This window comes from Pantoea sp. OVA07A, from assembly GCF_019969975.1.
GTDB lineage: Bacteria > Pseudomonadota > Gammaproteobacteria > Enterobacterales > Enterobacteriaceae > Pantoea > Pantoea agglomerans.
In genome coordinates this window covers 663,947-686,312 of sequence record NZ_JAHXYM010000001.1, presented here as the reverse complement: position 1 = coordinate 686,312, position 22,366 = coordinate 663,947, and the positions used below count along the sequence as shown (strand labels likewise).

Below are 22,366 nucleotides of genomic sequence, written 5' to 3'. Positions count from 1 at the left end.
TTGAGTTAGTCAGATTAACGGGCAATCAGGGCAAGGCCCTGCGGCTTAAAGTTGACGCCAACTGTGGTGGCGAGCGGCAGACGCTGTTCCATCTGCGGATCGATAATGAACAGCGCGCCCAGTTCGGTGGCGACTTCATATTCGATATGGTCACCCAGCCAGGTGCTGTGAATGACCTCCCCCTGCAGCGCCCCCTGACCGTCGCCGGACAACGTAATAAACTGCGGTCGCACCGCCAGCTGAGCACTGCCGGTTTTTGCACCGGCACCTCGTACCCGGAAGCGCTGATTACCCAGGCGGACCAGCGCGTCATCCGCATCCGCCTCTTCCACTTCACAGGGCAGAATATTCGCCTCCCCCATAAAGTCCGCGATAAAGACCGAATTGGGTGAATGGTAAAGCGTCTCCGGCTCACCCTGCTGGGCAATATCCCCCTCTTTCATGACAATAATCTTATCGGAGACCGCCAGCGCCTCCTCCTGGTCATGGGTCACATAAACCGCCGTAAACCCGAGCCGCTGCTGCAGATCGCGGATGTCGGTGCGCACCCGACGGCGCAGACGCTCATCAAGGTTCGACAGCGGCTCATCGAGTAGCAGCACCTGCGGTTCCAGCACCAGCGCGCGGGCGACCGCAATACGCTGCTGCTGTCCGCCAGAGAGCTCCGACGGCAGCCGCTGCCCCTGACTCTCCAGACCCACCAGCTTCAGCCCCTCGCGCGCTCTGTCCTGCGCCTCGCGTTTGTTCATGCCCGAGGAGAGCAGCCCGTAGAGAATATTGTCGATGGCGTTCATATGGGGAAACAGCGCGTAGGACTGAAACACCATCGCCACGTCGCGCTCGTTGGCGGGCAGATGGGTGACATCTTTGCCGCCAATCAGAATCCGCCCTGCGGTGGGATGCTCCAGCCCGGCCAGCAGTCGCAGCGTAGTGGTCTTGCCGCAGCCGGACGGCCCGAGCAGCGTCACCAGCGTACCCGGCTCTACGGTGAGCGACAGATCCGGCACGGCAGTAAAACCGGCAAAACGCTTTGCGACATGTTCAAACACCACCGATCCGGCGTTAATGGTCGTCATACGGCTCTCTCCTGAGTCAGAGTGGATGCAGAGGGTGCGGCAATAATCACCGCCGGTTGGGTTGCACGACGCAGGCGACGTTCGCCCACCAGCAACTGGAAGAGGCCAATGATCAGCAGCATCACCACGATCAATACCGAGGAGTAGGCAATCGCCACGCCATACTCACCGTTCTCCACCAGCCCGACAATGTACGAGGTCGCCATGTTGTACTGGGCGCTGACCATGAAAATCACCGCACTGATAGAGGTAATGGCCCGCACAAAGGCGTAAACCAGCGCGGCGCTGATGGCCGGTTTCAGCAGCGGCAGCACCACTTTGCGCAGGGTACGGAAACTGTTTGCGCCCAGCGTCAGTGAAGCTTCATCCAGGCTTTTATCCAGCTGGCTCATCGCCGCAATACCGCCACGCACGCCCACCGGCATATTACGGAAGACAAAGCAGGCGATCAGGATCATCGCGGTACCGGTGATCTCCAGCGGCGGCAGGTTATACGCCATCACATAGCTCACACCAATCACCGTGCCGGGAATGGCAAAGCTCAGCATCAGCATGAATTCAAAGGTCTGACGACCGACAAACTTCTGTCGCACAATCAGCCAGGCGGTCAGCAGTCCGACAATGGCCGTGAGGGGCGCGGCGATCAGGGCGATCTCCAGCGTGGTCCAGAAAGAGCTCCAGGCAACGCCGCTCCAGACCAGTTGCCCCTGATTAACGCTGACGCTAAAGGCGCGAATGTAGTGATCCAGCGTCAGGTCGTTATTCAGCCCCCAGGACTGCACAAAGCCGCCAATCATGATCATGCCGTAGATCACCAGGGTGAACAGACCCCAGGGTATTACCATGCCATAGACGCTGTAGCGCACCGGACGCGGCAGCATCACATGACGGCCGCCATCGCCTTTGCCGGTGACAGTGGCGAAGCTTTTGCCGGAGAGCCAGACGCGCTGCACCAGAAAAGCGGCCAGGGTGAAGCCCAGCAGGATCATCGCCAGCACCGCCGCGCGACTCGGGTCGTTCTGTGCGCCAACCACGGAGAAGAAGATCTCCGTCGACAGCACGCCGTGACTCCCGCCCAGCACCATCGGGTTACCGAAATCGGCCATGCTTTCGATAAAGCTGATTAAGAAGGCGTTGGCCAGCCCCGGCGCCATCAGCGGCAGCGAGATGCGGGAGAAAGTGCGCCAGCGGCTGGCACGCAGGGTCTGTGACGCCTCTTCCAGTGACGGACTGACGCCCTCGACCACCCCAATCAGCACCAGAAAGGCGATGGGGGTAAAGGAGAGCACCTGGGCAATCCAGATGCCGGTCATGCCATAGAGCCAGCGGCCCGGCTCGATGCCGAACAGCGTCGCCAGCGATTCGGTGACCACGCCGGAGCGGCCAAACAGCAGGATCAGCGCCAGACCGATGACAAACGGCGGCGTGATAATCGGCAGAATGGTCAGCATCCGCAGCGCTTTTTTACACGGCAGCGAGGTGCGCGTCGCCGCCAGTGCAAACGCCAGTCCCAGCAGCGTAGCGCCACTGGCCGTCATCAGCGCCAGTCCCAGCGTGCGCCAGGCGGTGCCGCAGGTGCCACCGGTAAAACAGCCGAGGCTCCAGATGGCGGGATCCTGCATATTGGCAATCAGTCCGTCAGGTTTAAAACTGCCATCAATATCCTGCACCGAGGCGACAAACAGGCTCAGCACCGGATAGAGCACAAAGGTCGTGACCAGCGCCACCAGCAGCACAATCGACGCCACCACAAAGGCATCGCCTTTCAGCACGCCGCGCTCCGCCAGGGCAAAGGCGAAAATCAGCAAAAATATGGTCAGCAGCAGCAGCGCGCCCGCGCCCATCGCCGGTTGCCCCTGCGCCAGCGGGCCGGTGAGGTTCTCCAGCCATAACCAGTTCCAGCCACTGAAACCGATGGCATGCCCTTCCAGCACCAGAAACAGAATGCCGCAGGTGCTGAACAGCAGCAGCAGCGTGCTGCGGGTGCGGCCCGGGGGCAGAAAGGCGCTGCCAGCACAGAGCAGCCACAGCGCCACGGCGATGCCCAGCCAGCTGTGTAACGCGAGCTGCCCCAGCGCAGGCGCATTGTTCTCATCACCCCATAAGCTGAACAGCCAGTCACCCGAGAAGAATCCCTGCTCCAGGCTATACCAGGGCAGCAGCGTCAGCGCGATGGCGCCCGCCAGCAGCGCGCCGGTTAAGCGACGATTGTGCGCATTCATAAATCACCTCGATCAGGAAGCGGACATCAGGCTTACGCCACCGCGGTCTGGCACAGACCCGGCTCAGGTGGCCGGGGCGCACCACCGTTATTGTGCGCTGGCACCAATCTCTTTATCCCAGCGGCCCAGCAGCGCTTTTCGTTTTGCTGAGTCGCCATAGGTTTTAAAGTCATAATCGATCAGCCTGATGTTCTCGAAGCGCGGTGCATATTCAGAGATCTCCGCCTTGCGGTTAGAGGGCAGCTGGAACGATTTCGCCTCTTTCATATGCGACTGTGCTTCAGCGCTGAGCGCCCAGTCATACCAGGCTTTGGCATTGGCCAGGTTTCGTGCCCCTTTGATGATCGACATCGAACCAATCTCATAGCCGGTACCTTCACAGGGCGCGACGGGCTTAATCGGGAAGCCATCCACTTCCATCGCGACGGCATCATGCATAAAGACAATGCCGATAGTGGTTTCACCGCGCGCGGCGGCTTTGACCGGAGCAGAGCCGGACTTGGTATATTGCGAGATGTTGGCGTTGAGCTTCTTCAGGTAGTCAAAGGCTTTGTCTTCGCCCATGATCTGCACCAGCGTCGCCAGGGTGTTATAGGCCGTGCCGGAAGAGTTGGGATTGGCGATCTGAATCTCGCCTTTAAAGCCAGGGTCGAGTAAATCCGCCCAGCAGGCAGGCACTTTCTGCTTTTTCTCCGCCAGCAGTCTGGTGTTATAGCCCCAGCCCAGCGCACCGGCATAAACGCCCACGGTGCGATAACCGGAGATCTCCGCCACTTTTTGTGACCAGGGCTGCTGCTGATCGAGCAGTGGCGATTTATAGGCCTGGGTCAGCCCCTCTTCGGCGGCCTGCATATGCGGATCGCCGGTACCGGCCCACCAGATATCGGTACGGGGATTGCGTGCCTCGCTGCGGATACGGGCATAGGCTTCACCGGCAGAGAGCCGCACCATGCTGAGTTTGATATCGGGATGGGAGTGGCTGAACAGCGTGGTCATCTGTTCGCACACCACCACGTCGGCTGAGCAGATCATATTAAGATTGCCCGCCGCCGAGGCAGCAAATGGCATCATAGGGCAGACGATTACAGCAGCGAGCAGAGAGGAATAACGCATGGTGTTCTCCTGGGCTGGATGACGCAGGCGCGCCAGCTTTTGCACATGTGTGCAAACGTGTGTGCAGATTAGTACGGCGGCCCTGCTGCAGTGTCAATTCAGTTGTTAAGCAATTGTCAGTCGCTGTCACAAATTTGAAACCTTTCGCCCATCTGTATTTTTTGCACAGGCTTGCAACTTCAGGCAAACTCAGTGCAGACAATGTCAGGCGAGGAGAGAACATGCAGCAGCTTAAGGCGGTGGTGAGTGCACAGGATGTGGCTGACCGGGCGGGCGTCTCCCGCTCAGCGGTCTCCCGCACCTTTACACCGGGAGCCAGCGTGTCAGATGCTACCCGTCAGCGGGTGATGAAAGCGGCGGAGGAACTGGGCTATCACGTCAATCATCTGGCGCGCGGCCTGGTGCGCAACCGCAGCGGCATCGTCTGCTTAATTGCCTCCGAGGTTGACACGCCCTACCGTGCCAGCCTGGTGCGCTGGATGACCCAGTATCTGCAGGAAGCGGGAAAAGTGGCGATGCTGATTAACACTGACCGATCCGATGCGCGCGTTTCCGCCGCGCTGCAGCAGGCGATTAATTTTCGCGCCGACGCATCGATTATTCTCTCCGGCATGCCGGACAGCGGTATCACCCGGCTCTGCTACAAACATGGTCAGCATCTGGTGCTGATTAACCGCGACGAATCCCTGCCCGGCACGCTCAGTATCAACCTCGACTCCCGCCCCGCCGCAGAAATGGCGGTTAACGCGTTTGTGCGGGCGGGATGCAGCCGCATCGCCTTTGTGAATTCGCTGGCGGGAACGCCGAGTCTGCTGAAGCGCGAAGCGGATTTTCTGGCCGCCGCGCAGAAAGTGGGCGTCACGGTCCAGGTGGAGCGGTTCGGCACCACCTCTTACGAAAGCGGCCAGATTCTGGCCCAGCGTCTGCTGACGCGTAAAGTTCGCCCTGATGCGGTGTACTGTGCCACCGACCTGCTCGCCTGCGGCTTTATGGATGAGGCGCGTCACCGCTTTGCTCTGCGTATTCCGGACGATCTCTGCATCATCGGACACGATAATATCGCGCAGTCGGGCTGGGCCTCTTACAACCTCACGACCTTTGCACAGCCGGTGGAGCAATTCGCCCGCGATGCCATTGCCTGGCTGGTGGAGACGGAAGCGCAACCGGAGACGCTGATGCCAAAAAATGAACAGCAGCAGGAGCGGAGAATATATCCGGTAGATGTGGTCTGGCGCGGTTCGGTACGCGGCGGTTAACCGCCCTTTTTTATTTTCTTCCGCTATGTAATTACGCCCTGAAATAATCCACAACCGATCTTACGCTTCGCTTTAAATATCCCGCCCCTGCACTGAAAAATAATCGGACGCTACTGCACAGTGTTCCGATTTTCTGTCTACGCTTTATCTGCATTATTAAGTTCTTCTGGTTTTAACTGCTCAATGAATCAGCAGTCAGATGTGACAAATATCACATTTGTGCCAGGCTTAATGTCTCAGATAACTCTGTTCAAGGAGCATACAATGGCTACACCAACTAACAAGACGCTCGATCTGGATCAATTTCCTAAACCTCCTTTTGAGGACCAGCCACAACAGGCGCCAGGCCTGGCCAGCAAAATGATCCCGGTTCCCGACCACGGTGAAACCAGCTATCGCGGCACGGGCCGACTGACCGGCCGCAAGGCGCTGATCACCGGCGGTGACTCCGGTATTGGCCGCGCGGTGGCTATCGCTTATGCACGTGAAGGCGCAGATGTGGTGATTAACTACCTGCCGGAAGAACAGCCCGACGCCGATGAAGTGATTAAATTAATCGAAGCGGAAGGCCGTAAAGTTTTTGCTATTCCGGGCGACATTCGTTCTGAAGAATTCTGTCAGCAGCTGGTTAAAGAGGCAGCCGATAAATTAGGTGGCCTGGATATTCTGGTTAATAACGCCGGTCGTCAGCAATTTAATGAGTCCATCCGTACCCTGAGTACGGAAGATTTTGATGCGACGTTTAAAACCAACGTTTATGCGATGTTCTGGATCACCAAAGCGGCGCTGGAATATCTGCCACGCGGTGCGTCCATTATTAATACCTCGTCCGTACAGGCGTTTAAACCCAGCGATATTCTGCTCGACTATGCGCAGACCAAAGCGGCCATCGTCGCCTTTACCAAATCCCTGGCGAAGCAGCTGGGTGGTGACGGTATCCGGGTCAACGCCGTTGCACCAGGGCCGTACTGGACCGTGCTGCAGTCCAGCGGCGGACAGCCGATGGAGAAAGTGAAGCAGTTTGGTGCCGATACACCGATGGGCCGTCCGGGCCAGCCGGTTGAGATCGCCCCGCTCTACGTTACCCTGGCCTCAACCGAGAGCAGTTACTCCTCCGGGCAGGTCTGGTGTTCTGATGGCGGCACCGGTACGCTGTAATCTCACTCAGGTGGCCGCATAACGCGGCCATTTTTTTGTCCCGCTTTTGCCCCGCTTAAGAAACCTCGCCACCGTGATATAAGGAAGCAGATTATGGAAAACCCGATCTTTCATTCGCCGGTCAGAAAAGAGGGCTTTGCGGGCCTGGGTGATTATGCCGCCATTGGTGAAGGCCGTTCTGTTGCGCTGATTGCGCCGGACGGTTCCATTGACTGGTGGTGCGCGCCCAATCTCGACGCAAAGCCCTTGTTTGATCGCCTGCTTGATGCCGGACTTGGTGGTTACTTCCAGATTGTCCCGCGTGCGCCTTATCAGGTCTCACGCCGCTACCGCGATAACAGCAACGTGCTGGAGACCCGCTTCGAAACCCGTGACGGCACCGTGCTGCTGACCGAATCGATTAACAGCACGCTGGCGGGCCGTCTGCCCTGGTGCGAACTGGCTCGCCGCATAGAGGGTGTCAGCGGTGAAGTGGAATTAGCGATCACCCTGCGCTTCGGCACCGCCGCTGAAACCCGTTCACCGTGGGTGGCCGATAATGAGAAAGGCAAGGTGTTTCACATCGCGGAGATCATGGCGATGTTGCGCACCAGCGAAGATATTCAGATCACAGAGCTGGATGACGAGCAGGTCTGCGCTACGCTGCGTACCTATGCCGGTTCCCGCTCGCTCTGCGCGCTGCTGGTGACCGAGAAAGAGCCACTGGCGGTGCCGCCGCTGGAGGCTATCGATCAGCGGATTGAAACCAGCCACACCGGCTGGACCAGCTGGGTGGAGAGCCTGAGTTATGAGGGCCGCTACCCGACGCTGGTGAAGCGCTCAGCCCTGTCGCTGAAGTTTCTCTGGTACTCCCCGACCGGCGCACTGGCTGCTGCTGCTACCACCTCCCTGCCGGAGGGGATCGGCGGCGAAAAAAATTATGATTACCGCTACGCCTGGGTGCGCGACGCCTGCCTGATTATTAAAGCCTTCGTCTATCTCGGGGCGCTGGAAGATTGTAAGGCGGCCTTTTCCTGGCTGTCGCAGACCATCATGCGCCATGGCGTCAGGCTGCGCGCCTGCTATGCCCTGAATGGTGATGAGGTCCCCGCTGAACGTTATCCGCCGCTGAGCGGCTATCAGAACTCTCAGCCGGTGCGGGTCGGCAATAATGCCCGCGACCAGCTGCAGCTCAGTATGTATGGCGACATGCTGGTGACAGCCCAGCATTTTATCGAGGCGGGACACGTGCTGGATATCACCACCTCGCGCATGCTGGGCGAGCTGGCGAACTGCTGCGCCGATCACTGGCGGCAGAAGGATTGCGGCATCTGGGAGCTGCCGGAGCTGCAACACTACACCCACTCCAAAATGGCCTGCTGGATGGCGCTGGATCGGGCGGTGGCGCTGGCAGAAAGCCAGCATATCGAATCGACCTGGCTGGGACGCTGGCAGCGGGAACGTGACCGTATCCGCGACTGGATTGAGTCGCACTGCTGGTCAGAGCAACAGCAGGCTTATCTCTTTTACGCCGGCAGTGACGATCGCCTCGACGCGTCGCTGGCGCTGGTTCACAGCTACGGCAACGCGGTCAATCCGCAGCGGATGCTCTCGACCTACCGTGCTATCCGGCAAAAACTGGGTGACGGCAGCGCCATGCTCTATCGCTACAGCGGGGTAAGAGAAGAAGAGAGTACCTTTCTCGCCTGCGCCTTCTGGCTGGTGGAAGCCTGGGCAGAGATGGGTGAGGCGGATGAGGCAGAACAGGCGATGCAGGAGATCCTGGCTACACTGAACGGCCACGGTAATGTCGATATCTTCAATGAGATGTATGACGTCCGCAGCCAGAGCTGGCGCGGCAATATGCCACAGGGGCTGAGTCATCTGGCGCTGATCTGCGCGGCGCAGGCGCTATCGGAATCGCAGGCGCCTGCGTGATGTGAGATGTTGCGGTGAGAAAAGTGGCGAATCCGGCGCCCTATTGCAGCCTGAAACGCGGATCGAAGAAAAATGGCTCTACCACCACCTTACTGATGATGCCAGCCGCTGCCGGATGACGGGGATTGAACAGTGCATTCCACTCACCGGTCAGCGTGCTCGGCACCTTCAGCACCAGGCCGTTATCCGGGCTGGCAAGCCAGTCGTCACCAATTTGCCGCGTGGACGATGGCGCAGGATCGGCCTGCCAGTCATCGGGGAGTGCCACCAGCGAGAGCTCGGTAATCAGCGATTCAGGGACGCTAATCGACAGCATTGAGTAGTCGTGTGACAGATCCTGAATGGTGAGATGAACCAGCGCCTCAAGTACACAGAGCGCCCGGCTTGATCCCATATAGACACAGACCGTTCCCACGGAATTCCAGCGCCCCCCGTAAGTGCGGGCACCAAAACCATCAAAGGCGCTCATCGCATACTCACTCTTCACCAGGCGAAAGAAACGTACTGCCATCAGGTAATCACGCCATGCTCAAGCTGGCCAATCAGGTTAATCACCGCTTCTGCACCCGCCACCGTGGTGGTCATCTCCGCCGGTTTCTTACCGCCCAGCGCTTTGGCGGGCGTTTCCAGCCACTGCACCAGACGCTGCCTGTCGTCGCGGAACAGTTTGCTGGCAGCAGAGAGGACGCGGATCAGCATGTAGATCCGTCCGCTCTGATCGGGCGAAAAGGTCTGCTGCGGATCTTTAACTTTGCGGTTGTAGGTGGTGCGATCAATGCCCGCCAGACGGCACAGCCAGCCCTCGTCAAAAGTAGACAACGACGCCGTGCGTTTCAGCACGCCGCTGCTGAACCCTACCGCAATACGCTGGTGCGCATCAGGCAGTGTTTCCGGCAGATTCAGAGCATGCAGCAGCGAATTGTCGCGACGATGCTGAGCGGGTGTGTAGATGGCGATAGACATAGCAGCCTCCTGTTCATTTGATTTTTATTTTAGCGCAAATGAACAGGCGGTGCCAGCTTTACCCCGTCGCTTAGCAAGCGTGATGCCTGTTACTCAGGCTTCTCCTGCTGTAACGCCTGCAGAATCTGCCACGCCGCCTTTATACGCAGCGGATTAGGGTAATTCTTGTTGGCGAGTATCACGACGCCGCTGTTCCTCTCAGGAATAAAGGCGATATAGGCACCAAATCCATTGGTTGCACCGGTTTTATGCACCCAGCTGGCGCTCTGCGACGGCCCGACCGGATTGAGCAGCGTTGCCGGGCGGGGTTGCAGCGCAACACCATTATCGCTGTCGCCCATCAGCGTGTCGGCAGTCACCGGCCAGTCGTAGATCTCCCAGCCCAGTCCCTGAAACAGAGTGCCGACTTTGAAGTAGCGCGCCTGCGCGGTGCGAATGGCATTACGCAGCACGGCATTCCCCGAAGAGAGACGGTTAGGATCCACATTTGCCTGCATAAAGGTGAGCATGTCACGCGCGGTGGATTTAACGCCGTAGGCTTCTGCATCCAGCATGCCGGGTGAGACCCGTACCGGCTGGCCATTTTTATAGCCCCAGGCGTAGTCCAGCATCATCGAGGGCGGCACGGTGATATAGGTGCGCGTCAGACGCAGTGGCTGAAACACATTTCGCGCCATCGCCTGCTCATAATCCCCTTTCACCATCAGCGAACCAAACAGACCGATGCTGGCGTTAGAGTACTGCCGGAGCGTGCCGGGCGCTGCCTCTGGCTGCCATTCCTGATAGAAACGCAGCAGCGAAGCCTGATCGGTGACGTCATCCGGCAACTGTAAAGGCAGGCCGCCCGCGGTATAGGTCGCCAGATGCAGCATCCGCACCGGACGCCACTGCTCACCGGTCAGCTGCGGCCAGTACTTCTGCACCGGATCGTTAAGGCGTATTTCGCCGTTGCGGATCATGACGCCAGCCAGGGTGCCGGTAAAGGTTTTGCTCACGGAGCCCAGCTCAAACAGCGTGTTTTCCGTGACCCGGCGGCGTGATTCGAGATCGGCCACGCCGAAGTTCACAAACTGCGCCCGGCCTTTGTAAAGCACCGCCACCGACATGCCGGGGATCTCCTGCTGCTCCATCAGCGGTTCGATCGCGGCTTTAACCAGAGAAGTAACCTGCTGTGAAGAGAGATCGGCGGCGACACAGCTGGCAGAAAGAGAGAATAACGCGAGATAAAACAAAGACTTTTTCATTGGCAACTAAGGGATTCTTCACTGAATTAAATTATTTACACTGGTCGGCACAGGCCTGCACGCACATCTGAGCCTGAGAACTGCAGCCACCGTTGTCCCGGGTGTTGCAGTGCGATTGTTCTGTGTAGCAGTTGGTCTGACAGGCGGAGACATCGCAGCGGGCAGCGACGGGCGTCAGCTGTGCCAGGGGCGCGCGGGCCGGAAAAAGCGGTGCGGGCTGAGCGAAGGCGCTGCTGCCCAGTAATCCGGACAGCAGCAGGCTGATGATCATTTTCATAAGAGTTCTCCAGAGGGACGCTGCACTAAGTATGGCCAGTCTGGCGCGCCCCGTCAGAGAAATCTAATCAAATTGAGACCACAGGGGGATGTTGAGTGACATTAATCACGCCACGGCTGTAGATATCGTTGAGCCGGGCAATGTAACGCTGGGTGTCATGCTGATCTTTGATGCGCAGAATCGCCGCCTCACCTTTCTCCTGCAGCATCTCAGGACGGTCGATAATAGCGAGCAGTATCGATTTCAGCCCCTCCACCAGCGACTGGCGTAGCTGCGTTTTCTGCTCTGGCGAGGTAATACTGTATTCACGGTCAGCGTTCAGCGGACTCGCAATCACCCAGCCTGCACTGGCGGGATTAATCTCTGGCAATGCGCGCACGTTGCTGGTGATTACCGGGCAGCCGTTAGCCTGCATCTCCAGCACTGAGAAACCGTACGTCTCCTGCCAGGTTGGTAGCAGTCCGGCATCGCTCTGGCGGAACAGCTGCATCAGGGCGCCGTTATCCATCTGTGAATGATGCGTGAAGCAGCGATAGCGTTTGATGCGGTTCTCAATGCCACTATAGAACGTCTCATCATCCTGGAACTGGCGGTGCGCCACGTTACGACGCTTGGCGAGATCGCCAATCAGCTGCACATCCAGCTGGGACTCTTCCAGTTTGCGCTCTTCAATCAGCTCACTGATCGCCAGCACGACTTCAGCCCCGCCTTTGCGGTAGAACTCGTTACCGGCAAAGGTCAGTTTCAGAATACCGGGCTGACGCGGCGTTTTCTGCTGGATAAACAGCTTCTGCGGCGGATGCAGCACCAGGGTTTTACGGCGGATTTGCTGGGCAATATCAGGCCTGAACAGTTTCATCTGAATGTTCAGGGTGGCATCTGAGATGGCAATCAACCCCAGGCAGTTATCTTTTAACAGATAAGGAATGAGGCGTTTCAGCTCGGGGTTGTCCTGCTTGGCGACGCCCGCCACCGGCAGCACACGCGGCAGCTCCGTTTCAAATGACGCGACCCACTTCTGAGGGGTTATCGCCACTTCATTGAACAGATGCAGGATGTCAGCCCGCGATGCCCCTGAAAAAGGCACAGGCTGAAAGACAAAGGTTTTATTTTTTTTGAGCAATCGGGTTCGTAGCGGGTTAATAAAGTAGAACAGATTGCTCTTTTTCAGATTGATATATTCGTTATCCGGATTAACTAAGATATTACGCTGCTCCGGATACTGGTTATTCGTGATTCCAATTTTCATGTTCGCCTTCCAGAGTCCTTGTGTCCGGAGTGATCTATATCACGTGATCGTGACTGGCGGGTCTGAGCAATATCCTAAAAGCCCGTAATGACGCGGCCTGAACGCTTTTGCTAATGATTGCGCACGGTGCTAAAACAGACACAATTGTGTCTGGTTATGAATTTGCATTTTTTATTAACAGGTGTGTTTAACTGTGTCAGGCTAACCCCTTATTGAATATAACGATTATTTTCCGGGAAATATTCGCGCCAGTTGTTATGTAAATGTTTAATTAATTGTCAGGAATATTAGCGAAGCGGATGAGGATTTTAGTTAATAACTTTTAAAGTAATAAGAATGACCATGCTGAAAAGTGCCCGGCGCGTTCCACTGGCTGATGATTAACACAGACACAGACGGGCGATAATGAAACAAATGATGCAGTACGGTTATAGCCGCACCCTTTTTGCACGCCTGTTTGCCACAATTCAGTGCAACTGCTTAAGAGGCAAGCGGGTGCCATGCGCCTCCTATCATTAATTAAGCATATGATTTACATCATTATTTAAAGGAGGCGCTCTACAACCCCCTCTCTGGTACAAAAGTTGCAGGAAGTGACCTATGCAGACAGGAGAGCATTATGAAAGCAATCGTGATTGGTGGCGGTATAGGCGGTATGAGTAGTGCCATTGCGCTGGAGAAATCCGGAATTGACGTTGAGGTCTTTGAAGCCGTAAAGGAGATGAAGCCCGTCGGCGCGGCGATTTCCATCTGGCCCAACGGTGTTAAATGCCTGAATGCGCTGGGCATGAAAACCGCGCTGCGTGAGCTGGGCGGGAACATGGCCTATATGGCCTATCACGATGGCACCACCGGCGCACCCCTGACCCGCTTCAGTATGGCGCCGCTGGTGCAGCAGGTTGGCGAATATCCCTGTCCGGTGGCGCGGGCAGAACTGCAGGCGATGCTGATTGATACCTTCGGGCGTGAACGGGTGCAGTTTGGTAAGCGGGTGATCCAGGTCGAGCAGACCGGCAGTGGCGTGATTGCCACCTTTTCCGACAACACTCAGGCCACCGGCGATTTCCTGATTGCCGCCGATGGCACCCATTCGGTGATCCGCGAGTATGTGCTGGAGCAGAAGCTGGAACGACGTTACGCCGGTTACGTTAACTGGAATGGCCTGGTCACCATTGATGAGAAGATTGCGCCCGCCGATCAGTGGACCACCTTTGTCGGTGACGGCAAGCGGGTGTCGCTGATGCCGGTCAGCGGCAATCGATTCTACTTCTTCTTTGATGTGCCGCTGCCGAAGGGACTGCCGCAGGATCGCAGTACGGTGAAAGCGGACTTAACCGGCTATTTTCAGGGCTGGGCGGAGCCGGTACAGCAGCTGATCGCGGCAATCAATCCTGACACCACCAATCGGGTTGAGATTCACGACATCGAACCTTTCAGCCGCTTTGTTAAAGGACGTGTGGCCCTGCTGGGCGATGCTGCCCACAGCACCACGCCCGATATCGGCCAGGGCGGCTGCGCGGCGATGGAGGATGCCGTGGTACTGGCCTCGACGCTGGCCTCTCATTCACTGGGTATTGAAGATGCACTGCTGCGCTATCAGGCGCGACGGGTTGAACGGGTAAAAGATCTGGTGCTGAAAGCGCGCAAACGCTGTGACGTCACCCATGCGCGCGATCCGGCGATCACGGCAGAATGGTATGACTCTCTGAAAAGCGAAACCGGTGAACGGGTGCTGGCCGGAATGTGCGAAACCATTGAAGGTGGCCCGCTGGGTTAACACGAATAAAACCGGGCTGTCAGCGCGACCAGCGCGTGACAGCCCGTTCTGCTATGACTCCGCCAGACCGCGATTTTTCAGCATGGGCTCCAGCTGCGGAGGCCCGCCCCGCCAGCTTTCATACAGTGTTTTAAGATCGCTGCTGTTCCCCCGGGACAGAATTTTCTGCCGGAAGAGGTCGCCGTTCTCGCGCGTCAGTCCGCCCTGTTCCGCAAACCACTGATAGCCATCGTCGGCGAGCATCTGCGTCCAGATATAGGCGTAATAACCTGCAGCATAGCCACCGCCCCAGATGTGCTGGAAATAGCTGGAGCGATAGCGCGGCGGCACCGCCGTCAGCGCCAGATTATCGCTCTGTAACGCCTGCTGCTCGAATCCCTCCACGCTTTGCGGCGCGGAATCACGGTTAAGGCTGTGCCAGTGCAGATCCAGCAGCGCGGCAGCCAGCAGCTCGCTCATCTCGTAGCCTTTGTTGAACGTGGCGGCCCGGACGATTTTTTCATGCAGCTCAGCGGGCATCAGCGCCTGAGTCTGATAGTGGCGAGCGTAGTTGCGGAACACCGCTGGCTCGCTGGACCAGTGCTCGTTGATCTGCGAAGGAAACTCAACGAAATCGCGCGGGGTTTCCGTTCCCGACAGGCTCGGATAGCGCTGGCTGGCAAACAGACCGTGCAGCGTGTGGCCGAACTCGTGAAACATCGTGATGACGTCGTCCCAGCTCAGCAGCGCCGGTTCACCGGCTGGCGGTTTGGTGTAGTTACAGACGTTGTAGATCACCGGTTTGCTGTCGAGCAGCGTGGACTGGTTGACGAAGTTGCTCATCCAGGCGCCGCCGCCTTTGCTGTCGCGCTTAAAGAAGTCGGTGTAAAACAGCGCCAGCGGGGTCTCATCGGCGTCAAAAATCTCATAGACCTGGACGTCGGGATGGTAAACCGGCAGATCCTGTCGCGGCGTGAAACGGATGCCATAGAGCTGCGTCGCCGCCCAGAACACGCCATTCTGCAGCACCGAATTCAGTTCAAAGTAGGGCTTAATCTGGCTCTCATCCAGATCGTAACGGGCGCGCCGCACCTGTTCGGCATAAAAACGCCAGTCCCAGGCCTGCAGGGTAAAATCGCCCTGCTGCTGGTCGATGGTCTGCTGGATAGCCGCCGCTTCACGCTCCGCACGACCGCGCGCGGCAGGCACGATGTTATGCATAAACGCCAGCGCCGCCTTAGGCGTTTTGGCCATCTGATCCTGTAACTTCCACTCGGCATAGCTGGCAAATCCCAGCAGCCGCGCCTGCTCGGCCCTGACCTGCGCCAGACGTAATACCAGCTCGCGGGTGTCGTTCTCATCGCCTTTTTCAGTGCGCGTCACGCCCGCCTTAAACAGCGCTTCACGGGTTGCGCGATCGGCCAGGCTCTGTAGTGCGGGTTGCTGGGTGGTGTTTTGCAGCACCAGCAGCCAGTGCTTTTCCAGTCCGCGTGCCTGCGCTTCCGCCTGCGCCACCGCCAGATCGGCCGGTGAGAGTCCCGCCAGCTTCTGCAGATCATCGACGACCAGCCCGCCCGCTTTAGTGGCGGCCAGCAATTTGTTGGTGAAGCGGGTACCGAGGCGGGCCGCTTCCTGATTCAGTGTCTTGAGCTGCTGTTTCTGCGCTTCCGGCAGATTAGCCCCCGCCAGTTGAAAGCGCTGCCAGATCACCTCGACCAGCCGTTTTGATTCGGCATCCAGTTTAGCGCGCTGCAGATAAACCGCATCGAGCCGCGAAAACAGCGGGCGATTAAGCATGATGTCATCGTTGAGCGCGGTGAGCTGAGGCGCAATCTCCTCATCCACCTGCTGCAGATACGGGCTGGTATGCGCCGAGGTCATGGCACTGAACACCAGATTCACCCGGTTGAGCAGCTGTCCGCTCCTCTCCAGCGCCTCATAAGTGTTGAAAAAGCTGGGCGCGTCGCTGTTCAGTGCGATCGCCTCGATCTCCTGACGCTTCTCCTCAATGCCCGCCTGCAGCGCGGGCAGGAAATCCTGCTCCTCAATCTGGTCAAAAGGAGGAGTCTGGTAAGGCAGTGTGCTGACGCTAAAGAAGGGATTCTGACGGGCGTTCATGGTTCGCTCCTGGTGGGCATCGCAAAGTCTTATCCTGACAGGTTGCCGCGAAAGCGACAACTCAGGCGACGTGCTGCTGATAAACGCTGATGATTTCACCGGCAATCGCCACCGCAATCTCGGCGGGCAGCTTGCCTTTGACGTCCGGCAGGCCAATCGGACAGCGCAGGCGCGCCAGCGGTTCGTTCGCCACACCCTTGCCCGCCAGCCTGTAGCGGAAACGCTGGTTTTTCGTTTCAGAACCGATCACCCCGGCATAGCGGAAATCGCCGCGCTTCAGCACCGCCTCGCACAGTTCGAAGTCGAGGGGATGATGATGGGTCATGATGATGAAGTAGCTGCCTGCGGGTGCCTGTGCTACGCAGTCGAGCGGATCGTCCGGCTGCAGCGTCACCACGCCAGCCGGAACGTGGCTGAACTGCGCCGGGCGACTGTCGATCCAGTTTATGTGACAGGGTAACGTTGACAGCAGATTGACCAGCGCCTGTCCCACATGGCCTGCGCCAAAAAGGTAGATCTCCGGCTGCGCCTGCAGCAGCGGCTCAAACAGCAGCGTGGTTTTGCCGCCGCAGCACTGTCCGAGCCGCGCGCCAAGGCTGAAATCCTCGGTGTGTGGCGCAGTCGCCCCGCTCTGCAGCATCGCCCTAGCCTGGGCGATGCACTCAAACTCAAGATGACCGCCACCGATGGTGAGATAACTCTCCTGCTGCGTCACCACCATTTTGCTGCCGCTGTCGCGCGGCACCGAACCGTGCTCACTGAGCACGGTGATTAATACGCAGCTCTGACGTTTTTCACGCAGCTGATGCAGCACGCCAATCCAGTCATGATAAATCATCAACCCCTCCCGTCAGGCGCTGCACGCCCCAGAAGATGCGCTCCGGCGTCGCGGGCGCGTCCAGCAGCGGGTGCTGCCGGTAATCGGAGACGCTGGCGACCGCATCCTGCAGGGCACACCAGGCGGCGATGCCCAGCATAAACGGCGGTTCACCTACGGCCTTGGAGTGGAACACCGTGTCTTTAGGGTTTTTACGGTTCTCCACCAGTGTGACCCGCAGGTCCGCCGGAACGTCGCTGATGGCGGGAATTTTGTAGCTCGCCGGGCCATCGGTCAGCAGCTGGCCTTTATTACTCCACACCAGCTCTTCGCAGGTAAGCCAGCCGACGCCCTGAATAAAGCCTCCTTCAACCTGGCCGATGTCGATGGCCGGATTCAGCGAGGCGCCGACGTCATGCAGAATGTCGGCGCGCAGCAGGCGGGATTCGCCGGTCAGAGTATCAATCACCACTTCACAGCAGGCTGCACCGTAAGCGTAGTAATAGAATGGCGTCCCGCGACCCGCGACCCGGTCGTAATGAATCCCCGGCACGCGGTAGTAGCCGGTGGCGGAGAGCGGCACCTGATTCAGCCACGCCAGCTTCGCCACCTCGGCGAAGGTGTAATGTTTATCTCCGGCGCGCACCACTCCGTTGCGGAAGCTCACCGCCGCCGCGTCGCACTGGTGTAGCTCGCAGAGCATGGCGGTCATACGGTCGCGCAGGATCTCAGCACCATTCTGCGCCGCTTTGCCATTGAGGTCAGCCCCGCTGGAGGCCGCGGTTGGCGAGGTGTTGGGCACTTTGCCGGTGTCGGTGGCGGTGATCTGAATTTTATCGATCTCAATCTGCAGCACTTCGGCGACAATCTGAATCACCTTGGTGTTCAGGCCCTGGCCCATCTCGGTGCCGCCGTGGTTAAGCTGCACCGTGCCGTCGGTGTAGATCAGAATCAGCGCCCCCGCCTGATTGAGAAAGCTGGAGGTAAAGGAGATGCCGAATTTTACCGGCGTCAGCGCCAGACCGCGTTTCAGCAGCGGACTGCGGGCATTAAACGCCTTAATCTCCGCGCGGCGAGCCTGATAGTCGCTGCTCTGCTCCAGCTGTTCGGTAATCTCATCCAGCAGATTATCCTCTACCTGCTGGTGGTAATGGGTGATGTTGCGATCCTGCTTGCCATAGTAGTTACGCTTGCGCAGCGCCAGCGGATCCAGCCCGCGCTCACGGGCGATATGATCCATGATCTGTTCAATCGCCACCATGCCCTGCGGCCCGCCAAAACCCCGATAGGCGGTGTTCGAGGCGGTGTTAGTACGGCAGCGATAGCCGGTTACCCGTGCATCCCCGAGGTAATAGGCGTTATCGGCGTGGAACATGGCACGATCGACAATCGATCCGCTAAGATCCAGCGAATAACCGCAGTTTCCGGCCAGATCGATTTTGATGCCGCACAGACGCCCATCCTCTTCAACGCCCGCTTCGTAGCGCACAAAGAACGGATGGCGTTTGCCGGTGACGCGCATATCGTCGCGACGTGAAAGCCGCATCTTCGCCGCCCGGCCGGTCTGGCGCGCCACGATGGCGCAGAGACAGGCGACACCGGCCGCCTGCGTCTCTTTACCACCAAAGCCACCGCCCATCCGGCGCATATCTATCGTCACCTGATTCAGGCTGATGCCCATCACTTCCGCCACCAGTTTCTGCACTTCGGTGGGGTTCTGGGTTGAAGAGAAAACCTGCAACTGCTGATCTTCACCGGGAATGACCATTGCCGTCTGGGTTTCCAGATAGAAATGCTCCTGGCCGCCAATGTGAAACGCCCCACTGACCCGATGCGGCGCACGCGCCAGGGCCGCTTCCACATCACCGCGCTGGTGAATGTGAGGTTCCTGCACAAAGCTGCCCTGAGCCAGCGCCTGTTCCACATCCAGCAGCGGTTCCAGCACCTCATATTCAATTACCGCAGCGGCCGCGCCAAGGCGGGCAGCCTCGGGGGAATCCGCCGCCACCGCGATCACGATCTGTCCCAGATACTCCACTTTGTCATGGGCCAGCAGCGGGTCGCCCGGCTCCAGCGGCCCGACATCATTGATGCCCGGCACATCCTGCCAGGTCAGGACGCTGACGACGCCGGGAATGGCATAACAGGGCTGCACATCAATATGCAGGATGCGCGCATGAGCATACTCACTCAGGCGCGGACAGAGATGCAGCAGACCCGGCAGCTCTGGCTTGTCATCGATAAAACGCGCCTCGCCAGAGACATGTTTTTCCGCGCTTTCATGGCGGTTACTGCGACCAACGCCGCTCTGTAAATCAGCGGCATACTGCGCCTTAATGACCTCTTCGTTGAGTTCAGGACGGTTATGAGACATAGCGGGCCACCTCAATACAGGTTATTTCGCCGTTGTGGCGATGCCAGTAGCGGCGCAGCAGGTTGCGTGCGACCTGCAGACGATAGTCACTGCTGGCGCGGAAATCGGAGAGCGGCTGGAAATCCTCTGCCAGCGCCGCGGCTGCGCGTGACACTGTCACGGAATTCAGCGGCTGACCGATGAATGCCTGTTCACAGTGACGGGCACGCTGCGGTGTTGCCGCCATGCCGCCAAAGGCGATGCGGGCACTGCTGACTACGCCCTGTTCAATCTGCAGATTAAAAGCGGCGAACACGGCGGAGATATCATCGTCCAGCCGTTTGGACACTTTCCAGGCCACAAAATCAGGTGACACCGTCACTTTATCGATGCGAATGGCGCGAATAAACTCCCCTTTTTCGAGCCGGGTCTGGCGATAGCCGGTAAAGAACTGATCCAGCGGCAGGCTGCGCTGCTGCTCACCGCGCTGTAACAACAGGCTGGCGTTCAGGGCCAGCAGCACCGGCGAGGCGTCGCCAATGGGGGAAGCGTTGCCGATGTTGCCGCCTAATGTGCCCTGCAGACGGATTTGCAGCGAGGCAAAGCGTTGCAGCATCTCGCTGACGCCGGGAATGCGGCTGGCAAGAAATTCGCTGACCTGCTGCAGCGAAGCTCCTGCGCCCAGCAGGTAGTGGTCATCAAATTCGCTGCAGACTTTGAGCGCGGCAACCTGCTCCAGCGCAATCAGCAACGGTATTCTTTTATGCTGCTGGGTAATCTGCAGGCTGAGATCGGTGCCACCGGCAATCAGCCTCGCCTCGGGATGTGCCAGATAGATCGCCGCCAGCTGAGCCGGAGTTTTGGGCAGGAAGCAACGGCGTCCCTCACCCCCTAATTCCTGCATCTCCGGGGTTGCCAGCGCCTCAAGCCGCTGCACGGTTGCGGCGGCACCTTGATCGAACTGATCTGTCACCGGCTGCGAGCAGAGCTGTTCGGCGGCGGCCATAATCGGCCGGTAACCGGTACAGCGGCAGAGGTTGCCCGCCAGCGCAGTTTCCGCCTGATGGCGATCCCAGCCCGAAGCGGTTTTTTGCAGGCTGAACAGCGACATCACAAAGCCTGGCGTGCAGAATCCGCATTGCGAACCGTGGCAGTCGACCATCGCCTGCTGCGCCGGATGCAGTGCGCGGCCGTGACGCAGATCCTCAACCGTAATCAGCTGCTTGCCCTGTAACGCGGAGACCAGCGTCAGGCAGCTGTTGACCGTTTCATACTGCATTGTTCCCCCTACGGCTTTGCCCAGAGTCACGCTGCAGGCGCCACAGTCGCCAGATGCACAGCCCTCTTTGGTGCCAGGGCGTTGCTGACGGGTGCGCAGGTAGTTGAGTACCGTGAGGTTGGGGTCGAGCGCGTCCTCGCTGACCAGCTGGTTATTTAACAGAAACTGGATCATGCGGCTTGCTCCTGTGCGTCGCGCTGCCAGACCGGACGACCGGCTACCCAGGTCTGGGCAATATTGCGGTCGTCGCCGAGCGTCATTAATACAAACAGTTTTTCCCAGATATCTTTGCTGTTGCCGATGCGCAGTTGCTGCAGGGCAGAAACCGCCGGGTCCAGCACCACAAAGTCCGCTTCTTTACCGATGTTGAAATTTCCGATGGCGTGGTCGAGATCCAGCGCGCGCGCCCCGCCCAGCGTGGCGTGATAAAAGGCTTCGGCCGCGCTGAGCCGGTAGTGCTGCAGCTGGCCCACCTTGTAGGCTTCGCCCAGGGTCTGCAGCATATTAAAGGTGGTGCCCGCCCCGACATCGGTGCCGATCCCCACTTTTACCCCCTGCTGCCAGCTGCGTTTCAGGTTAAACAGGCCGCTGCCGAGAAACAGGTTTGAGGTGGGACAGAAAGCAATGGATGAATCGGTATCGTGCAGACACTGCCATTCGTTCTCTTCCAGATGCAGACAGTGAGCAAAGACGCTGCGGCGGCCGGTCAGCTGGTGATGATGATAAACATCCAGATAGCCTTCACGCTCCGGGAACAGTTCTTTGACCCAGGCGACCTCCTGCGGGTTTTCGCTGAGATGGGTATGCAGCCAGGTATCCGGGAACTCCTGACGCAGCTGCTGCACTTTTTCCAGCAGCTGTGGGGATGAGGTCGGCGCAAAGCGCGGCGTCAGGGCGTAGCTCAGGCGTCCGCGCTGGTGCCAGCGCTCAATCAGCGCCCGGGTCTGCTGGTAGCTCTGTTCAGGGGTTTCGGTCAGGTTGTCAGGCGCATTACGATCCATCATCACTTTCCCGGCAATCAGCCGCATGTTCAGCGCTTCGGCGGCGCTGAACAGCGCCTCCACCGATTGCGGATGGACGGTGCCAAACACCAGCGCGCTGGTGGTGCCGTTGGAAAGCAGCTGATGCAGGAAGAAGGCGGACATCCGCGCAGCATGATCGGGACAGTGATACTGCGCTTCAACCGGGAAGGTGTAGTGATTCAGCCACTCCAGCAGCTGTTCGCCAAATGCGCCAATCATCTCTGTCTGCGGATAGTGAATGTGGGTATCGACAAAGCCCGGCACGATCAGTCTGCCGCGCAGGTCGATGACCGGATGCCCCGCCAGCATCGCCTCGCTATTCTCCCAGCTATCCAGCCCCACTACGCATCCATCACGCAGCAGCAGCACCGCATCCTCAAGATAGCGGGCCTGGCCAGCCAGGTCGTCGGGACGATCCACCACGCCGGTAAAGTCAAAGAAGCTGGCGCGTATCGCCGTGTCGGTTGCTGAAAGCATGGGTAGTCCTTTCTGAAAGCGCGATGTTATATCTGCAGATGATTATCTGAATAATCCTGTGCAACCTGC

Annotated in this window: 17 protein-coding genes; 4 read left to right on the top strand and 13 right to left on the bottom strand. The window is 58.5% G+C overall.

Annotated elements, in window-relative coordinates:
- Positions 1 to 14 precede the first annotated feature (14 nt).
- From LC417_RS03150 to LC417_RS03140, 3 genes are all read right to left on the bottom strand, one after another.
- Positions 15 to 1,076: an ABC transporter ATP-binding protein gene (locus tag LC417_RS03150; protein WP_223565435.1), complete on the bottom strand. Its 1,062-nt coding sequence runs from the start codon at positions 1,074 to 1,076 to the stop codon at positions 15 to 17.
- Entirely contained in the window at positions 1,073 to 3,298 is a 2,226-nt protein-coding gene (locus tag LC417_RS03145) for an iron ABC transporter permease (protein ID WP_223565434.1), read from the bottom strand. The genes LC417_RS03150 and LC417_RS03145 overlap by 4 nt, the downstream gene beginning before the upstream one ends.
- An 87-nt stretch (positions 3,299 to 3,385) precedes the next feature.
- Entirely contained in the window at positions 3,386 to 4,411 is a 1,026-nt protein-coding gene (locus LC417_RS03140) for an ABC transporter substrate-binding protein (protein ID WP_033771789.1), read from the bottom strand.
- Positions 4,412 to 4,632: 221 nt separating this feature from the next.
- Here LC417_RS03140 and LC417_RS03135 point away from each other — a divergent pair, with 221 nt between their 5' ends.
- From LC417_RS03135 to LC417_RS03125, 3 genes are all read left to right on the top strand, one after another.
- A complete protein-coding gene (locus LC417_RS03135; protein WP_022625638.1) occupies positions 4,633 to 5,667 on the top strand; it encodes a LacI family DNA-binding transcriptional regulator in 1,035 nt (344 codons plus the stop codon).
- Positions 5,668 to 5,931: 264 nt separating this feature from the next.
- Positions 5,932 to 6,825, top strand: coding sequence for an SDR family oxidoreductase (locus LC417_RS03130; protein WP_010244858.1), 894 nt, complete (start codon positions 5,932 to 5,934; stop codon positions 6,823 to 6,825).
- Positions 6,826 to 6,918: 93 nt separating this feature from the next.
- Positions 6,919 to 8,742, top strand: a complete 1,824-nt coding sequence (locus tag LC417_RS03125) for a glycoside hydrolase family 15 protein (RefSeq protein WP_223565433.1) — start codon at positions 6,919 to 6,921, stop codon at positions 8,740 to 8,742.
- Positions 8,743 to 8,782: 40 nt separating this feature from the next.
- Here the strand turns inward: LC417_RS03125 and LC417_RS03120 are convergent, their stop codons facing one another.
- The 5 genes from LC417_RS03120 to LC417_RS03100 all read right to left on the bottom strand — a co-directional run bounded on the left by LC417_RS03120 (position 8,783) and on the right by LC417_RS03100 (position 12,475).
- A complete protein-coding gene (locus LC417_RS03120) occupies positions 8,783 to 9,253 on the bottom strand; it encodes an RES family NAD+ phosphorylase (RefSeq protein ID WP_223565432.1) in 471 nt (156 codons plus the stop codon).
- The gene (locus LC417_RS03115; protein ID WP_010244850.1) at positions 9,253 to 9,705 is read right to left on the bottom strand and encodes an antitoxin Xre/MbcA/ParS toxin-binding domain-containing protein; all 453 of its coding nucleotides are present in this window, start codon (positions 9,703 to 9,705) and stop codon (positions 9,253 to 9,255) included. The genes LC417_RS03120 and LC417_RS03115 overlap by 1 nt, the downstream gene beginning before the upstream one ends.
- An 89-nt stretch (positions 9,706 to 9,794) precedes the next feature.
- Positions 9,795 to 10,949: a class C beta-lactamase gene (ampC, locus tag LC417_RS03110; RefSeq protein WP_052271938.1), complete on the bottom strand. Its 1,155-nt coding sequence runs from the start codon at positions 10,947 to 10,949 to the stop codon at positions 9,795 to 9,797.
- Between the two features lie 31 nt (positions 10,950 to 10,980).
- Entirely contained in the window at positions 10,981 to 11,226 is a 246-nt protein-coding gene (locus LC417_RS03105; protein ID WP_022625634.1) for a hypothetical protein, read from the bottom strand.
- A gap of 67 nt (positions 11,227 to 11,293) precedes the next feature.
- Positions 11,294 to 12,475, bottom strand: a complete 1,182-nt coding sequence (locus LC417_RS03100) for a glycosyltransferase family 4 protein (RefSeq protein ID WP_010670168.1) — start codon at positions 12,473 to 12,475, stop codon at positions 11,294 to 11,296.
- 619 nt (positions 12,476 to 13,094) lie between these two features.
- Between LC417_RS03100 and hpxO the strand changes: the two genes are divergently transcribed.
- On the top strand, positions 13,095 to 14,252 hold the full coding sequence (hpxO, locus tag LC417_RS03095; protein ID WP_010244840.1) for an FAD-dependent urate hydroxylase HpxO: 1,158 nt from the start codon (positions 13,095 to 13,097) through the stop codon (positions 14,250 to 14,252).
- Positions 14,253 to 14,303: 51 nt separating this feature from the next.
- Here the strand turns inward: hpxO and dcp are convergent, their stop codons facing one another.
- From dcp to guaD, 5 genes are all read right to left on the bottom strand, one after another.
- On the bottom strand, positions 14,304 to 16,349 hold the full coding sequence (gene dcp / locus LC417_RS03090) for a peptidyl-dipeptidase Dcp (protein WP_223565431.1): 2,046 nt from the start codon (positions 16,347 to 16,349) through the stop codon (positions 14,304 to 14,306).
- Positions 16,350 to 16,410: 61 nt separating this feature from the next.
- On the bottom strand, positions 16,411 to 17,187 hold the full coding sequence (gene xdhC / locus LC417_RS03085; protein WP_010670170.1) for a xanthine dehydrogenase accessory protein XdhC: 777 nt from the start codon (positions 17,185 to 17,187) through the stop codon (positions 16,411 to 16,413).
- Entirely contained in the window at positions 17,174 to 19,540 is a 2,367-nt protein-coding gene (gene xdhB, locus LC417_RS03080; protein WP_223565430.1) for a xanthine dehydrogenase molybdopterin binding subunit, read from the bottom strand. The genes xdhC and xdhB overlap by 14 nt, the downstream gene beginning before the upstream one ends.
- The gene (gene xdhA / locus LC417_RS03075) at positions 19,530 to 20,972 is read right to left on the bottom strand and encodes a xanthine dehydrogenase small subunit (RefSeq protein WP_223565429.1); all 1,443 of its coding nucleotides are present in this window, start codon (positions 20,970 to 20,972) and stop codon (positions 19,530 to 19,532) included. Before xdhA ends, xdhB begins: the two co-directional genes overlap by 11 nt.
- A complete protein-coding gene (gene guaD / locus LC417_RS03070) occupies positions 20,969 to 22,297 on the bottom strand; it encodes a guanine deaminase (protein WP_111533821.1) in 1,329 nt (442 codons plus the stop codon). Before guaD ends, xdhA begins: the two co-directional genes overlap by 4 nt.
- Between the last annotated feature and the right edge of the window lie 69 nt (positions 22,298 to 22,366).

Coding starts and splice junctions, on each gene's coding strand:
- LC417_RS03145 (WP_223565434.1), bottom strand. CDS start 3,298: ATGAATGCGCACAATCGTCGCTTAACCGGCGCGCTGCTGGCGGGCGCC.
- xdhC (WP_010670170.1), bottom strand. CDS start 17,187: ATGATTTATCATGACTGGATTGGCGTGCTGCATCAGCTGCGTGAAAAA.
- LC417_RS03115 (WP_010244850.1), bottom strand. CDS start 9,705: ATGTCTATCGCCATCTACACACCCGCTCAGCATCGTCGCGACAATTCG.
- guaD (WP_111533821.1), bottom strand. CDS start 22,297: ATGCTTTCAGCAACCGACACGGCGATACGCGCCAGCTTCTTTGACTTT.
- LC417_RS03105 (WP_022625634.1), bottom strand. CDS start 11,226: ATGAAAATGATCATCAGCCTGCTGCTGTCCGGATTACTGGGCAGCAGC.
- xdhA (WP_223565429.1), bottom strand. CDS start 20,972: ATGATCCAGTTTCTGTTAAATAACCAGCTGGTCAGCGAGGACGCGCTC.
- xdhB (WP_223565430.1), bottom strand. CDS start 19,540: ATGTCTCATAACCGTCCTGAACTCAACGAAGAGGTCATTAAGGCGCAG.
- LC417_RS03140 (WP_033771789.1), bottom strand. CDS start 4,411: ATGCGTTATTCCTCTCTGCTCGCTGCTGTAATCGTCTGCCCTATGATG.
- dcp (WP_223565431.1), bottom strand. CDS start 16,349: ATGAACGCCCGTCAGAATCCCTTCTTTAGCGTCAGCACACTGCCTTAC.
- LC417_RS03120 (WP_223565432.1), bottom strand. CDS start 9,253: ATGGCAGTACGTTTCTTTCGCCTGGTGAAGAGTGAGTATGCGATGAGC.
- LC417_RS03125 (WP_223565433.1), top strand. CDS start 6,919: ATGGAAAACCCGATCTTTCATTCGCCGGTCAGAAAAGAGGGCTTTGCG.
- ampC (WP_052271938.1), bottom strand. CDS start 10,949: ATGAAAAAGTCTTTGTTTTATCTCGCGTTATTCTCTCTTTCTGCCAGC.
- LC417_RS03130 (WP_010244858.1), top strand. CDS start 5,932: ATGGCTACACCAACTAACAAGACGCTCGATCTGGATCAATTTCCTAAA.
- LC417_RS03100 (WP_010670168.1), bottom strand. CDS start 12,475: ATGAAAATTGGAATCACGAATAACCAGTATCCGGAGCAGCGTAATATC.
- LC417_RS03150 (WP_223565435.1), bottom strand. CDS start 1,076: ATGACGACCATTAACGCCGGATCGGTGGTGTTTGAACATGTCGCAAAG.
- hpxO (WP_010244840.1), top strand. CDS start 13,095: ATGAAAGCAATCGTGATTGGTGGCGGTATAGGCGGTATGAGTAGTGCC.
- LC417_RS03135 (WP_022625638.1), top strand. CDS start 4,633: ATGCAGCAGCTTAAGGCGGTGGTGAGTGCACAGGATGTGGCTGACCGG.